Origin of the sequence: Porphyromonas canoris, from assembly GCF_000769115.1 — a bacterium.
GTDB classification, from domain to species: Bacteria; Bacteroidota; Bacteroidia; order Bacteroidales; family Porphyromonadaceae; genus Porphyromonas_A; species Porphyromonas_A canoris.
Window position 1 is genome coordinate 115,845 of record NZ_JQZV01000006.1, and the last position, 16,745, is coordinate 132,589.

At 48.0% G+C, this 16,745-nt stretch carries 9 protein-coding genes; all 9 read left to right on the top strand.

The window, feature by feature from the left end; all coding sequences use genetic code 11:
- Positions 1 to 1,524: a uroporphyrinogen-III C-methyltransferase gene (gene cobA / locus HQ43_RS03225; RefSeq protein ID WP_036789617.1), complete on the top strand. Its 1,524-nt coding sequence runs from the start codon at positions 1 to 3 to the stop codon at positions 1,522 to 1,524.
- A 31-nt stretch (positions 1,525 to 1,555) separates the two neighbouring features.
- A complete protein-coding gene (gene pepE / locus HQ43_RS03230; protein WP_036789618.1) occupies positions 1,556 to 2,266 on the top strand; it encodes a dipeptidase PepE in 711 nt (236 codons plus the stop codon).
- Entirely contained in the window at positions 2,232 to 5,144 is a 2,913-nt protein-coding gene (locus tag HQ43_RS03235) for a M16 family metallopeptidase (RefSeq protein ID WP_081964526.1), read from the top strand. Before pepE ends, HQ43_RS03235 begins: the two co-directional genes overlap by 35 nt.
- A 654-nt stretch (positions 5,145 to 5,798) precedes the next feature.
- Positions 5,799 to 9,095 (top strand): glycosyltransferase family 117 protein, encoded by a 3,297-nt coding sequence (locus HQ43_RS03245; protein ID WP_052103045.1) that lies wholly within the window; start codon positions 5,799 to 5,801, stop codon positions 9,093 to 9,095.
- A 10-nt stretch (positions 9,096 to 9,105) separates the two neighbouring features.
- Positions 9,106 to 9,741, top strand: a complete 636-nt coding sequence (locus HQ43_RS03250) for a polysaccharide deacetylase family protein (protein ID WP_036789624.1) — start codon at positions 9,106 to 9,108, stop codon at positions 9,739 to 9,741.
- A gap of 15 nt (positions 9,742 to 9,756) precedes the next feature.
- Entirely contained in the window at positions 9,757 to 10,734 is a 978-nt protein-coding gene (gene queG / locus HQ43_RS03255) for a tRNA epoxyqueuosine(34) reductase QueG (protein ID WP_052103046.1), read from the top strand.
- Between the two features lie 586 nt (positions 10,735 to 11,320).
- Positions 11,321 to 12,250: a dihydrodipicolinate synthase family protein gene (locus HQ43_RS03260; protein WP_036789626.1), complete on the top strand. Its 930-nt coding sequence runs from the start codon at positions 11,321 to 11,323 to the stop codon at positions 12,248 to 12,250.
- 11 nt (positions 12,251 to 12,261) lie between these two features.
- A complete protein-coding gene (locus HQ43_RS03265) occupies positions 12,262 to 13,440 on the top strand; it encodes an AGE family epimerase/isomerase (RefSeq protein WP_036789629.1) in 1,179 nt (392 codons plus the stop codon).
- A gap of 50 nt (positions 13,441 to 13,490) precedes the next feature.
- Positions 13,491 to 16,745, top strand: coding sequence for a SusC/RagA family TonB-linked outer membrane protein (locus HQ43_RS03270; RefSeq protein WP_081964527.1), 3,255 nt, complete (start codon positions 13,491 to 13,493; stop codon positions 16,743 to 16,745).

Genomic DNA, 16,745 nt, shown 5'->3' on the forward strand with positions numbered 1-16,745 from the left:
ATGATAAAGAAAGGAAAGATCTATCTGGCAGGCGCAGGTCCCGGCTCCATAGGGCTGCAGACCGTCCGTTGTGCCCAACTGGTAAAGGAAGCAGACGTTATAGTGTATGACGCATTGGTGAATCCGGCTATTCTGGATGATGCCAATCCGGAAGCGGAGTTTATTTATGTCGGGAAGCGTTCCGGTAAAATCTGCTTCAAGCAACAGGAGATCAACAATATATTGATAGAGAAAGCGCAAGCCGGATATAGCGTCCTCCGCTTGAAAGGAGGCGATCCCTTTGTCTTCGGAAGAGGGGGAGAGGAGATGATGGCTGTTCATGCTTCGGGATTGGAGTACGAAATCGTGCCGGGCGTAACGGCAGGAGTTTCCGTGCCTGCCTTCTTCGGCATCCCGGTTACACACAGAGGTGTCGCCACTTCGGTCTCTCTCATCACCGGGTTTTCCAAGCATCACGGTGTGCCGAAACTCAACTGGGAGGCTCTCGCAGGCATGAAAGGGACATTGGTGTTCTATATGGGGACCAACACCGCTCCCATTATTACCGAAAACTTGATCAAGGCAGGTATGGATCCTGCTACCCCTATGGCGATCATTTCGGAGGGAACATTGCCGACGCAGAGAATCATCAGCGACCGGCTGGATGCCTTTACTCCCGATTATACAGACTATTCGACACTTGCTCCGGGTCTTATCGTGATAGGCAATGTGGTAGATTTTCACAAAGCGTATGAGTGGGTCAAGCCGGGCAGTTTGGCAGGCAAGCGTATCATCGTTACTCGTTCTTACAATCAGTCGTCCACACTGGCAGATACGTTGGAAGGGCATGGAGCGGAGGTATTTGTGCTGCCTACCATGAAGGTTGCTCCCGTAACAGAGAGCGAAGAGATCACATCCGCACTATCCGATCTATTCCGTACGGACTGGGTGATATTCTCTTCCGTCAGCGGTGTGGAGCTTTTCTTTAAGAGACTCCGAGAGGCAAAAGTCGATTTCCGTAGCCTGTCTCATCTTCGCTTTGCGACCATCGGGAAAGTAACCACAGAGGCATTGGGACACTTCGGATTCCTGCCCGACTTTACGCCTCCATACCATAAAACAGAACATTTTATACGTACATTTGCGGAGACGCATCCGGAAATCCGCTCGCAACGAATACTTGTCTCCGGCTCTCTGCTGACGAAGAACCTTTTCGTGGAAGAGCTTAACGCCCTCGGTGCAGAGTGTCGCTTCGTGCCACTGTACGATAATGTCCCCATCGAGTATTACAGTGAGCGTATAGAGATGATGCACTCCTCTGTTCCGGACTGGATACTCTTCTGCAGCTCTTCTGCCGTAGAAAACTTTGCGTCACTGGTAGAAAGGCACGACCTTAGAGCATGGGCGGAGAAGTGTAAGATGGCTTCCATAGGACCGCAAACATCCAACGCTTTGAGAAAGCATGGCTACACCGTGGCTCTCGAACCGTCTAAAGCCAAGATCGAGAGCCTTGTGGATGCCTTGATAGAAGCATCGAAAGAGTAAAACGAATATAAACCAATAAAAACTACAGAGTATGAAACTTCTTCTTATTTCCAATTCAGCCTCTCCCGGAGAGAGCTATCTCGAAAAACCTTTACAGGATATCAAGCGTTTTCTTGGCGCAGTAACAGATAATATCATCTTTATTCCATTTGCCGGCGTTACCGTAGAGTATGACGCTTATACGGCTAAGGTGAACAACGCCCTTGCGGCTATCGGTGTGAAAGTAACGGGCATACACACTTGCTCCAATCCGATAGAAGCCGTCATGAAAGCGTCTGCCATCTTCGTGGGAGGGGGTAACACGTTTATGCTGACCAAGATGATGCAACAGATGGGGCTCATACAAGCCATCCGCGAAAGGGTATTGGCGGGAGTGCCATATATCGGTTGGAGTGCCGGCAGTAACGTAACATGCCCGACCATCTGCACAACCAACGATATGCCTATCGTAGAACCGGAGAGCTTCCGTGCCTTTAATCTTGTTCCTTTCCAAATCAATCCGCACTATCTTGATGCTCATCCCGATGGTCACGGAGGCGAGACAAGAGAGCAGCGTATCCTGGAATACATCAAGGCTAATCCGCACATGTATGTGGCGGGACTTCGTGAAGGCTCTCGTCTATGGGTGGAAGGAGAAAAGATCGAACTCTTGGGAGAACGCACCATGCGCCTGTTTAAGTATGGAGAAGAGATTAAAGAGTTGAGCCATGAAGACGATATTCGCTTCCTCCTTGCGCGTTAAGCAAGTCTTACTTCTACTGCTTATGACCATTCCCTCACTGAATGCACAAAACTCCAAAGTAACAGAGCATCGTCTCTCTAACGGTCTTACCGTCTGGCTCAACGAGGATCACTCCCAAAACAAAGTGATCGGCACCCTCGTTGTACGTATCGGTGCGAAAGACTCTCCCAATACCGGTATTCCCCATTACTTTGAACACATCATGTTCAAAGGGACGGATAAGATCGGTACGGTAGATTACGAGAAGGAGAAACCGCTACTTGACGAAATCAAGAAACAGTACAGCCTGCTGAGCCAAACATCGGATCCGAAAGAGATCGAAGATATTCAGAAGCGCATCAATACGCTATCCATAGAGGCAGCCAAATATGCTATCCCGAATGAGTTTACCAATCTCATCTCGAAGTATGGAGGCTCCGGACTGAATGCCTATACGAGCTGGGACCATACGGCTTACTTCAATACCTTCTCTCCTCAATACCTTGAGCATTGGTGTTATCTCAATAGCGAGAGACTCATCAACCCGGTATTCAGACTTTTCCAAAGCGAACTGGAGACCGTCTATGAGGAGAAAAACATGTACTCCGATGCCATGGGAAGAGAGGCTATGGACAGAGTGATAGCACGAGTAGCCGCTCCACACCCTTACCAGTACACCATCATCGGAAGTACGGAGAACCTCAAGAAGCCCGACTTGGCGAAGATGGAGGAGTTCTACAACACGTACTACGTTGCAGGCAATATGGGTCTTATCCTCTGCGGAAGCTTCTCGGAGGAAGAGGTGCTTCCTGTCTTGGAAAAGACATTCGGGCGCATCCGTCCCGGCAATCCGCCTCGTCCGGTGTGCGAACAGCCTCGTCCGTTCAATGGGGTAGAGCAGTTTTCCGTCAAATTCCCTATACCGTTCATTCAGGGGCGTGTCCTCATTTGGCGAGGAGTACCAAGCGGACACGAAGATGAGGCTGCCATGGAGGTTGCTATCCGTATATTCTCCAACAAAGGGGAGACCGGGCTTTTGGATAAACTCTATCGGACGGGCAAGGTAATGACTGCCGGCGCACAGTTTAACAATATGAACGATATGGGAGCCGCGGCTATCTTCTTTGTTCCAAAGCTTCCGTTCGGCACCATATCCTCTGCACAGAAAGAGGCAACAAAGATCTTGGAGCAGGTCAAAAGAGGAGAGTTTGGCGATGATCTCTTCCAACAGCTCAAGAATGAGATGTTGCAAGACTACACAACCCTTTTGGAAGATCTCACAAGCAGGGGCAGGACATACGCTTCTCTCTTTGCCGCAGGAGAGCATTGGTCTTCTCACCACCAAAAGCTGGAGAGAGTGCGCAGCCTTACCAAGCAGGATGTGGTGGATGTGGTGAATCGCTACTTCACCGGAAACTATCTGCAAGTCTCCAAGAAGACGGGCAGATACCCCAAAGACCGGATACAGAAACCTCCTTTTGCGCCTCTACCTCTTCACAACAAGGGGGCTAAGTCGGAGTTTGCACGCTTTCTCGAAACACTTCCGGTAGGCAACAGCGATCTTCGTTTCCTCGATTTCGAGACAGATGCGAAGCCGGTAAGCGTGATAGAGGGCAACGATCTGGTGAAGCTCTATACGGGAGCGAATCCTATAAACGACCTGTTCACGCTCAAGCTGAACTATCAGGTCGGAATCTACGAACGCCCTGTTCTCGAACAGGTTGCCTTCTATCTCTCTCTGCTGGGCACGTCTCGGCATGGTAGCGATCAGTTTAAGGACAAGCTCCAACAGCTTGGAGCGACACTCTCTTTCGAGGCATACAACGAAACCTTTACGATCAACGTGAGAGGGTTTGACGCGCAACTGAAACCGACTCTTGAGCTTCTCGGACACTTCCTGACCGATGTGAAAGGAGAAAAGAAGGCTTTGAAGAAGTTGGTGGAGAATAAGAAAATCTCCCGAAAAGCCATCTTGAAGTCTTCGCAAGATATGGGTGAGGCGCTCTCCGAATGGGTTCGCTTCGGAGATAAATCGACCTACGCAATGCAGCTGTCCTTAAAAGAGATAAAAGCCCTTAAGGCAGACCGCCTTGTGGGAGAGCTGAAAAGCGTTCTCTTCAAAGAGTGCGACATCCACTATGTGGGTAATGAGTCTGCGGAGCAAGTGGCTTCACTGCTGAAGCAGTACCTGCCTTTGGATAAGGTCGAAGAGCGGACAGCCAATCCCATAGACCTTGATGCCGTTGTGCCCAAGAAGCCCTACCTCTACATCCTGCCCGATAAGAAGAGCACCCAGACCATTATCAAAGGTTATCTCTTTGCTCCTCCTTTCGAGAGTGATAAGGAGCGTGCTTATCTCGAACTTTACAGAGTCTATTTGGGAGGCGGTATGAACTCTTTGCTTTTCCAGGAAGTGCGCGAGTTGAGATCGCTTGCATACGGAGCATACTCCGTGAGCTATCTCCCCTCCAAACGTTCTCAGACAAGCAAAGCAACCATATTGGAGGCGCATCTCTCCACGCAGGGAGACAAAGCTACGGAGGCTTTGCTGCTACTGGACTCCCTACTGAACGTGAAGCCCGATGATGCAGGACGGATAGAGTATGCACAAGAAGCTCTAAGAAGTGCCGCATCCAACAATTATCCTACATTCCGTAAAAAGAGTGAGACGGCGGTGAGAGCCGTAAGACGCGGATTCGATGAAGATCCGGCTCTATGGTTGTTGAACCGGATAGAAGACGTGGATCGATCGGACTTTGCCCGGTATATATCGGAGAAGTTACAGCAGAGTCATCCGAGGGCTTATGTCGTAGTGGGCAATCCTAAGAAGCTCGATATGAAAGCTCTTGCAAAGCTTGGAGAGGTGGTTGTGGTAGATCCCAAGAAGATTTACAGGTAGGACACCTTCCGAACGATATGTTATGGAATGATCCCGGAAAGAGATGCTCTTTTCGGGATCATTTTTTATTCTCCGAAGCATGCCTTATACCTCCCCTCTTCAACTCTGTTTTTATATATTCCATCCCGAAAAATGCTCACTTTTTTCGGTCTCTCTATTTTGCTCGGAGGGGTCGTTTTCAGAGCGCGACCGAATTGTTAAATCTGCCCCATTCTATTAACACAAATTCCGATACCTGTTAAGCCAAAACGCTAAACGAGCATATTTTGTCGGCTAAACGTGTTTAATTTTTCAATGAACACGTTTAGTGATTTCATTAAACACGTTTACCGGATTCGATTAACGTGTTTTTTTTCATATTGCTCTGGAAACATGATGTTTACGGAACTGTCTTCTCCTTTGAGTACAAAAATCGGATTTCGGAACGAGCTTCCCGGAGAGATTTTCAGGTATCCGTTTTTATATAAAAGCTCCCACCTCAAATGCTCTGTTGCGGTCGGGAAATCGGGACATGGTTTTGACTTTTTTGAGGAGAGGCGAATGGAAGAAAAGGGGAAAGGGAGAGGCATAAACGGAGAATAGATGTACCAAATGCGTCAAAATGATTAACTTTGCGGCTAAACTACTCTGAAACGTAGTAAAAACAGCAGAAGTATGAAACAACAGATATTCAAGAGAATAGAGATGATAGGAGCAGTGGTGGTGATGCTACTCTCTTCTATTGTTTATATCCTGACTATGGAGAAGAGTTCCAGCCTTTGGGACTGTCCGGAGTTCATTACCACTTTCGACCGTTTGGAGGTCGGACACCCGCCCGGAGCACCATTCTATATGTTGGTGTACAACTTCTTCTCTACCATTCTTCCCATCGGTTCCAATCATGTAGCCATTGCAGCCAATACGGTGAGCGCGTTGATGAGTGGTGCCACCGTGATGCTGCTCTTCTTGAGTATCTCTCACCTCGTGCGCCGATGCTTTGTGCGCTCGGAAGAGGAGCAGGCTGAGGGTCGCATGGGAGGCTATATGAGCTATGTGGTGTTAGGGTCTGCCCTGGTGGGTTCTCTGCTCTATGCGTTTACCGATACATTCTGGTACAGTGCGGTGGAGGCAGAGGTTTACTCTTTTTCTTCCCTCTTTACGGCGCTTGTATTCTATCTCATGCTCAAGTGGGAAGCGGCTGCGGACAGCAGTACGGCGGATCGCTGGATTGTGGGTATCGCTTACCTGATGGGGCTTAGCATCGGAGTACACTTGCTCAATCTGCTTTGCTTGCCGGCGATGGGGCTTATCTACTACTACAAGAGATCTCCTAACCCTACCTTCAAAGGCTCTATCGGGGCTCTGTTGGGCTCTTTTGCGCTTATCGCCATCGTTATGTTCGGTATCGTTCAGGGTGCTCCGGCTGTGGCAGGGATGTTTGAGCTGTTTACCGTGAACCTCTTGGGATTGCCGTTCAACAGCGGTCTTATCCTCTATCTGATAGTCCTCTCTCTGCTGCTCATCGTGGGTTATGTGGAGAGTATCCGCATCGAACCGAGAAGACGATTGATGCAGGCGATCTTCCTTGTCGTGGTGATCCTCATGGGTATTCCTTTCATGGGAAGCAGCTGGATAGTGCCGTTGCTTATCATTGCGCTTGTCGCATGGTGGGCATTTACCCGTCCCTCTTTCACCTCAAAGCTGATGAATCTGGCAATGCTCTGCCTGGCGGTGTTTTTTGTCGGTGTGTCCACTTATGGGGTAATCCTTATCCGTGCCAATTCGGATATTCAACTCAATCAGAACAATCCGTCAGATGTCTTTACTTTGAAGAGGTATCTTTCTCGTGAGCAGTATGGATCCACTCCGCATCTTTATGGTAAAACCTATGCGTCTTTGCCGGAAAGAAACAGCGACGGCTCCACTAAGTTCAAAGAGTCGGTACAGTGGCAGCGCGCTTCAAAGAGCTCCGAGACAGACAAAGACCGCTACGAAAAACTGACAGTACAGGAGCCGGTATACAGATCGGATATGAATATGCTCTTCCCTCGTGTCTTTAACAGCACGCAGGCACACTTTCCACAAGGTTACAAAATGTGGAGCGACCACAAGGGAAGAACAATGAGCGTAAACGATGGTGGGCAGATGAAGACCGTGGTGGTGCCTACTTTCGGAGACAATCTTACCTATTTCTTCCGTTACCAAGTGGGTTACATGTACTGGAGATACTTTATGTGGAACTTCAGCGGAAGGCAAAATGACCTCGCCGGACAGGGAGAAGCGACAAGAGGAAACTGGATCACCGGTATCACTCCGCTGGATAACATCCTGCTCGGTATAGATCTGGACAGCATGCCGGAGCACATGAAGCAGAACAAGGGACAGAACAAGTATTTCATGCTGCCGTTTCTTTTGGGTCTGCTGGGTATATTCTTCCTGCTCGTTTCGAGGAATGCATCCAAGAGTCCGAAGAGCCTGGAAACACTCTTTATCGTATTCATGCTCTTCTTTATGACAGGTTTGGCCATTATCCTGTACATCAATCAGTCGCCTTACCAAGTACGTGAAAGAGATTATACTTTCGCCGCTTCTTTCTACGCTTTCTCTATTTGGATTGCGTTCGGAGTGGCATATATCAGTGAGATTATAGACTATTACGTTTTCAAGGGAACAGAAAGCAAGAAAGCTCCGATCATAGCAACGCTGCTCTGTATGTTCGTTCCGGCTCTTGTCTTTGCGCAGAACTATGATGATCACAACAGGCATGGGCGTACGCTGGCTTCGGATTTCGGATACAACTATCTCGAATCTTGCGACCCCAATGGCATAATCTTCTGTAACGGAGACAACGATACATTCCCACTTTGGTACGCTCAAGAGGTGGAAGGAGTACGTCGAGACCTCAGGGTATGTAATACTTCGTACTTGCAAGCAGACTGGTACGTGGATCAGATGAAGAAGGATATGTACGACAGTAAAGCGCTTCCGATAAGCTGGCATCCGAATCAGTATGCCGGGGAGAAGCTCTCCGTGATTTATGTTGTGCCTATCCTGCAAGATACCGTTGCGCTCGACAAGGCTCTCGATTTCGCTACAAGCACAGATCCGAAGAATAAAACATTGCCGAATGTCAATCGTCAAATAGACTATATCCCCACCGAAACGTTCAGCTTACAATATGATCCGGATGATCTGATCCGTAAAGGCGCGATCTATCCTGCCGATACCGCATTCATCCCGACCTCTCGAAAGATGATCTTCAACATGAAAGAGAAACAGCTTTTAGGTAAGCACGAGAGTGTGATATTGAATATCATGGCGAACAACAACTTTGAACGTCCTATCTACTATTGCACTACCGTACCGGACAGTGAATACGTTGGCATGAAGCCGTACTTCCGTCAGACCGGTCTTGCATACAGGGTACTTCCTTTCCGTGCAGGCGACAGCATCGCTACCCAAGTGGATACGGAGAGAATGTATGACAATGTCATGAACAAGTTCAGATGGGGTGGCGCGGATCGCAAAGGCGTCTACATGGATGAGAATGCGAGACGAATGTTTGAAGGATACAGGACAGAAGTGTTTGCCGTACTTGCCAATGCTTTGGTGGCAAAGGGCGATACCGTTCGCGCTCAAGAGGTTCTCAAGAAAGGCTTGCAGGTGTTGCCGGCTGAAGTAATACCGCACACACGCACCTCTATCCCGATGGTGGATGCGCTTTACAATGCAGGCATGAAAGAAGAGGCACTTGCTCTCTCCAAAGAGATGGTATCCCGCTCTCTCGATATTCTGCGTTGGGCGGCTTCGCAATCCATCGACGGACAGACCGGAAGCTCAAGAGAGATAGACGAAGCCCTGCTTGTCTCAACCACGATAGCTCGTATCAACAAGATTTATAACGAGGAATACTACAAGTCCATAGAGCCGGACGTTCTTAAATATCTCAGCTATTTCGGTGGAAACTCGTAAACGTAAAGGGATGTGGCCGGCTTGGTGTACCGCCTTGGTCGAACATCCTCCCCGGCTTTATCGTGCCCTTTTCCCTGGCGCATTGTGGCGTCTTCCTCAAAGAGACAAGAAGGTCGTTTATCTTACATTCGATGACGGACCCATACCGGAGGTTACACCTTGGGTGCTTTCCGTGCTTAGAGAGAAAGGAGTAAAGGCAACATTCTTTTGTGTAGGGGATAATGTCCGGAAATATCCGGAGGTGTTCCAACAGGTCAAAGCGGAAGGGCACGACATCGGTAACCACACCTTCAATCACTTGCAGGGCTGGAAAGTGGGCTTCAATGCTTTCATCGAAAATACGGAGAAGGCAGACAGATGGCTCAACACCTCTCTCTTCCGACCTCCTCACGGACACCTCAGATGGAGTCAGTTTTTCCGTCTTAGGAGGAGATATAAAATGGTGATGTGGGACATCGTTACACGAGATTACAGCAAGTGCCAGACTCCGGAAGGAACGCTCGAAAGCGTCCGCAAGTACGTGCAGAACGGCTCTATCATTGTCTTTCACGACTCCATCAAAAGCGAGGCAAATCTGAGATATGCCCTGCCTAAAGCCATAGACTTTCTTCTTTCGGAGGGATACACATTCTCTCTTTTCCGGTAGATCAGGCGTTAACAGATGTCTTTCCCAACCATTTCTTTTTCAGACCTCAAAGCTCTGGCAGAGGAGATCAATGTATTCAACATCGGCGTAATAGACCTTGAGGAAAATCCCGATGTGGATTCATGGTATCAGCAGTGCTTCGATCGCTGGATAGAGGAAGGGCAACACGCGGATATGGAATACCTGACCCGCTACGAAGATGTACGGCGAACCCCCAAAGCCCTACTGCCCGAAGCCAACTCACTTATCATCATCGCACTGAGCTACGCTCCTCTTCAGAAGCAGGCGGCATCCGCTCCGAAGATTACGAAGTACGCCTTAGGGCGAGACTACCATAAGGTGTTGAAAAAACGGATAGAGATGCTTGCCGAAAAACTTTCTCAGAGATTTCCCCACACTTACAGGGGTGTAACGGACACCGCACCCATACCCGAAAGATATTGGGCAGCACGTGCAGGGGTGGGGCAGATAGGAAAGAACACCTGCCTGATAGTACCCGGCATGGGCTCTTGGTGCGTGATAGGATCTCTGCTTACCTCCGTAAGGGTAACCGATCTCCCTCGAAAAGAGGCACTCTCTTTCCCTGATACCGGAGCGGACATCTGCTTGGAGTGCGACCGCTGTGTCCGTGCCTGCCCCACGGGAGCCTTGTCTCCCTTTTCGTTGGATGCCAGAAAGTGCATCAACTATTGGACGATAGAAAACCGCTCGGAAGAGATCCCCGAAGAGATCAACAGCAAAATGGCTTCTCGTCTTGTGGGTTGCGATACCTGTCTGGATGTGTGTCCCTATAACAAGAACGTACCTCCGACGACGGAGTTGGAGCTGTTGCCCAAAGAGTCGTTGCTCGATCTTTCGCTGGAGATGCTCTCCAAAATGGAGGAGAAAGAGTATGGAGACATGTTCTTTGGCACCTCTCTCACGCGCACCAAATGGAGTGGAATGAAGCGGAATATCCGCTACTTCATCCAAAGAAAAAATAGAAAGAAGTAGCCGGGAACCATTCGGCTGTTCCTATGAACCTTGAAGGCAGGAGATGAGACTCTGTTTTCAAGGTTTTTTTGTCGCTTTTTCGGGGAAAGATACCGCTTGACAAACTTGTGCCGACTGCTTTAAGAACATTGTTTTAACAGGGATATAAATTCGGTTTAATCCGCTCAAATCTCATTTTCACGGCGTGACGGACAGAAACCGAGCCTTGATTTTTATCAATCAAAGTTTGAATCGCAACCTTTAAGCCTTGACTTGAACTTCCGAACCTTATGAACTCACTTTCTAAACGGGATAAAATCAAATAGTCTTAACGTTTATCCCGATTTCTATCCGATATTTGCTTCTCTGCCAATCGCTTTTTTCTGCTCTTCTATCTGTCTATATTTTTAGAAAATATGCCGGCTGGCTATAATGGTGTTCGATTTGGCTTAAAATATTTACTAATTAAAATTCACAATCAAAGTTTGTTCTCAAATTGGGAGGTAAAATATAACGATTGAATAAAAACTATACTTATCTTTGCGTCATAATGGTTTCACAAAGAGAGAATACACCTTTTATAGAAGAATAGACAAACTTTATTACCATGTTTTTTGAGAAAATAAAGGGGCTTATAGATGCTCCATTTACACCGTTCCACAAGGATACGCACGAAGTGAACTACGAAAAGATCCCGGCTTATGCAGAGATGCTGCATAAGAACGGACTTTCAGGTGTTTTCATCAATGGCTCTTCCGGCGAGGGCTATATGCTTACGGAAGAAGAGCGCATCCAGCTTGCGGATGCTTGGAAATCTGCCATAAAGTGGGACGATTTCAAGTTGATTGTACACGTCGGATCCACTTGCGTGAAGAGCAGTCGCAGATTGGCGGAACATGCCCAAGCGATCGGCGCGTTCGGTATCGGTGCCATGGCACCTCCATTTCCGAAGATCGGCAGAGTGGAAGAGCTGGTACAGTACTGCAAGGAGATAGCTGCCGGAGCACCGGAGCTTCCTTTCTACTATTATCATATCCCTGCATTCAACGGAGCATTCCTGCCTATGTTGGAGTTTATCAAGCAGATGGAGGTGGAAGTGCCTACGTTTGCCGGAATCAAGTACACCTTCGAGAGCCTTTACGAATACAACCAGTGTATGCTCTACAAGGACGGAAAGTATGATATGCTGCATGGTCAGGATGAGACTATCCTCTCTTCTCTTGTCATGGGAGGTGCGCAAGGCGGTATCGGTGGTACTACCAACTACAACGGCAGATGCCTTGTGGGTATCATAGAAGCGTGGAAAAAGGGAGACATTGCAGAGGCTCGTCGCTTGCAAAACTATGCTCAGGATGTGATCAATGTCATTGTAAAGTACAGAGGAAACATTGTGGGCGGAAAGCGTATCATGAAGCTTATCGGGCTTGATCTCGGTCCGAACAGAACTCCATTCCGTAACGTAACGGAACAAGAAGAGAAGCAGCTTCTTGCAGATCTTGAAGCCATAGACTTTTTTACTCACTGCAACAAGCTGTAACGGAGTAGAAAATGGAGATACAGCAGTATAGAGAGGTTTATTCCTCTCAGTTGAAGGAGGATATACTCCCTTTTTGGCTAAAATATGGTCTGGATCGTGTTCACGGAGGGATATATACCTGTGTGGACAGAGACGGCACACTGATGGATGGTACAAAGTCTGTCTGGTTTCAAGGACGGGGAGCATTCTCTTTTGCCTATGCCTACAATAATATAGAGAAAAGGCAGGAGTGGCTCGATGCATCCAAACATATCATCGCTTTCTTGGAAGCACACTGCTTCGATAAAGATGGACGGATGTTCTTTGAAGTAATGGCGGACGGGACTCCCCTGAGAAAGAGAAGATACATATTCAGCGAGTCGTTCGCCGCAATCGCTTTTGCAGAGTATGCCAAGGCTTCCGGAGATCGGGAGTATGCGGAGAAAGCGGTAAGGTTGTTCAAGAAGATGCAGGAGTGGCTATCTACTCCTGGTATTTTGGAACCGAAATATCTTCCGGTGATGGACTGCATAGGACACAGCCCCACAATGATCATGCTTGGTGTGGCAGGTGTCATAAGCGATGTTTCGGACGATCCGGCTCTTGCGGAACAGGTTCGCACTTCGTTCGATCTGATAAAGAACAAACTCTATAAACCGGAGTACCGCACGCTGCTGGAGGTTGTAAACCGTGACGGAACGATGATAGACAGCTGCATGGGGCGCACCATCAATCCGGGACACTGCATAGAGACGGCATGGTTTCTGATGGAAGCGGCAGCATTGTTCCCACAACTCTCCATCGCAGAGGAGATGAAAGAGTTCGGGCTTACCATTCTCGATGATGCTTTGGTATGGGGATGGGATGAGGAGTATGGTGGTATCATCAACTTCAAAGATGCCAAGGGATTCCCTCATCAGGACTACTCTCAGGACATGAAGTTCTGGTGGCCTCAGACGGAGGCAATCATTGCCCTGCTTTATGCTTACAAGCTGACAGGCGATAGGAAGTATCTCGACTGGCACAAGAAGGTACACGACTGGACATACGCACACTTCCCCGATAAAGAGTATGGAGAGTGGTACGGCTATCTGCATCGCGATGGTACGGTGGCACAGCCTGCAAAGGGAAATATCTTCAAGGGACCGTTCCATATCCCCAGAATGTTGGTAAAGGCATCGCTTCTGTGCGATGAGATAAGTAAGCAATAGAAAAGAGATAAAAATACTGTTTAATTCAAATCAATAATTTTTGCAAGATCATGAAACAGATTAAATGCACGCATCATGCGTTCCGAAGCATGTTGCTCATGCTGCTCATGCTCCTTCCTCTTTCCCTTTATGCACAGGGTATTACCGTGTCGGGAACAGTGGTAGGCACAAACAAAGAACCATTGGCGGGCGTTACTGTCCGTGTGATGGGTACTGCTCGTGGTATGTACACGAATGTGAAAGGAGAGTTTAAGCTCGAAAACGTTGCCAAAGATGCCGTTTTGAGATTTACATACGCCGGAATGGAAGAACAGCAGGAACGTGTGAACGGACGCACGATCATCAACGTTGTTCTTAAGGAACACTCCACGGTGTTGGACCAAGTGGTCGTAACGGGCTACTCTACGCAGAAGCGTGCCCAGATGACCACTTCCGTATCAAAGCTCGACACGAAAGTATTGGAGAGTGCACCCAGATCGAATGCAGCCACAGCGTTGCAAGGAACTATTCCGGGTCTTAAGGTAACTCAAAATACAGGGCAACCCGGTTCTACTCCTTCCATGGTATTGCGTGGTGGTACCAGCTTCGATGGTTCCGGCGCACCTCTTATCCTTGTGGACGGAGTGCCAAGCTCATTCTACGCACTCAATTCGGACGACATCGAGTCTATGGAAGTGTTGAAGGATGCTGCCTCTACCGCTATCTATGGTGCTCGTGCGGCAAATGGCGTTATCCTCGTTACCACCAAGAAAGGTAAGGCAGGACGCTCCAGCATAGTCTTTCGTACCAAGTACACTTTTAACAATCGTCCGGTAGACCCGATGACTTATTTGAATGCCGAGGACTATGTTCGCTTCAACCGTTTGGCGATAAAGGACACTCAGATTGTTCGTAACGATCCGAAGATTTTCTCTGCATTCTTGAACGGAAGTAATGGTGCCGGTGTTGGAAACAACGCAACCAACAGCATCTATACAACCATGTATCTCACTCCGGAGAATGAACACCTTCTCGGTAAAGGTACTTGGACTTCTATCGAAGACCCGTTGGATCCGACCAAGAAGCTGATCTTCCAGGCGAACAACCACTCTCAGCTCTTCTATCAAAACAGCTACGCTCAAGACTATACGCTCTCTTTCGATGGTGGTAACGATAAAGCGACTTACTATCTCGGTCTTGGTCTTTTGGATGATAAGGGTCTCGTTGTAGGGTCGGGCTTTAAGCGTGTATCCGGAACATTTAACGGCTCTTATAAGATTACGGACAGAATCAAGGTTTCTTCCAGTGTGGCTTATGCACATTCCAACTTGAACAACCCTTATACCGCAATATACGATTTGTTCCAACGTTCTGCCGGTATGGCTCCGACCACTCGTATCTGGTACACCAATCCGGATGGAACAGACTCAGATAAACCGCATCCGGGAACAAGCTACAACTTCGGTAACCCGCTTTATTACCATGACAAGTTCCCTGCAACCAACCTGGAACAACGCTTGAGTGCGAATGTTCAGTTGGACTACAATCTTACGGATAAGATCACATTAACTGCAAAGGGCAGCCACTTTACGGTAAACGACTCCGACGAGGCCTTCAACAAGGCTTATCTTGAAGGTGGAACACTCAGAACAGACAGAACATCTTCGGTAGGACATAACCGTTTGTTGCGTAACCAGTTTACGGCTCTTGCAAACTATCGAGACCGTTTCTTCGACAAGCACAACGTAGCTGCCCTTTTAGGGTCAGAGTATTTCATCAACTCCGGATTTGCGTTCAATGCTTCTACAAGACTTTCTCCGACAGACCTTATCCACACCATGAATGCAGGTGCAGAGGCTTCGGGTAAACCATCTTCTTCAAAAACGGAATATGCTATTGCTTCTATCTTCGGACAAGTGAACTACGACTACGACTTCCGTTATCTGTTCGGCTTCACATTCCGATACGATGGAACATCTCGTTTGGGTACAAATAAGTACGGCTTCTTCCCCGGTGTTTCTGTGGGATGGAACCTTCACAACGAACAGTTCTTCAGAGAAAACGAGTCTCTTGTCCGCTACCTTTCTCGCGTGAAGCCACGTTTGAGCTATGGTGTTAATGGTAACATCGACGTTCTTGGCAACTATACGGTTCAAGGTCTGTACAGCTTGACAAACACCTACAACTCGGAAAAGGGATACGTCAATACCGCTCTTCCAAACCTCGGACTTCGTTGGGAAAGATCTACTACACTTAATGCCGGTCTTGATTTAGGATTGTTCAACAACAGAATTACCTTGATCGGAGACTTCTTCATACGTGATGTTATGGATAAGTTGGCAGACCAAACGCTTCCTATATGGACAGGTTTCTCAGGCATTAAGACCAACAACGGTACGCTTCAAAACAGGGGATTCGAGCTGCAAATCAATGCAGAAGCAATCAAGACCAAGGATTTCAAATGGAATATCAACGCCAACTTTGCGTCTGTTAAGTCTTACGCAAAGTCTCTTCCGAATAATGGTCTTGATAAGAACAGACAAGGCGGTAGAGAGATCTGGTCTCCTAACGATCCTACAAAGACTATCTATGTGGGAGGACTACAAGAAGGAGAACGCCTCGGCTACGATCTTGTTACCGCTTATGTCTTTGACGGTGTATATAAAACACAAGCCGAACTTGACGAACACAAGGATCGTAGAGTGGAGTTTGCCTATAACAAGACAAAACGTTTCTTGGGAGACACTCGCTGGAAAGACCTTAATGGAGACAATATTATAGATAGCCGCGACCGCATAGTGGTTGGACGTACTACTCCATGGCTTGTCGGAGGTCTTTCTACTGACCTTAACTACAAAGGCTTCTCTCTTTATGTGAAGACGGACTTTGCGGTAGGACACTATCTTGTAAACGGTCGCCGTATGAAGGGGTTGGCTCAGACACAAGGTAATCAGAATGGCCCTGTGGAGATTAAAGATACATGGTCGCCTACCAACCCGGATTCCAATATCCCTCGTTACGGATTTACCGACCCGCAAAAGAATCACCTTGCGGCAGGTTCCGACCAAGGAGACTTCGTGAACAGCTCTACAAGAACATTGGAAAAGGGCGACTATCTTGCTCTACGTGAAGTAACACTCAGCTATACCCTTGGTAAGCCTATCTTCAACAAGCTTATCAAAGATGCGAGATTCTATATTACAGGAGCTAACCTGCACTATTTCACCAAGTATTCCGGTAGCATCCCGGAAGAAGCCAGAGGATCTGATACCGGAAGGTATCCGCTTCCTAAGACATTCACCTTGGGTCTAAATCTTACTTTCTAA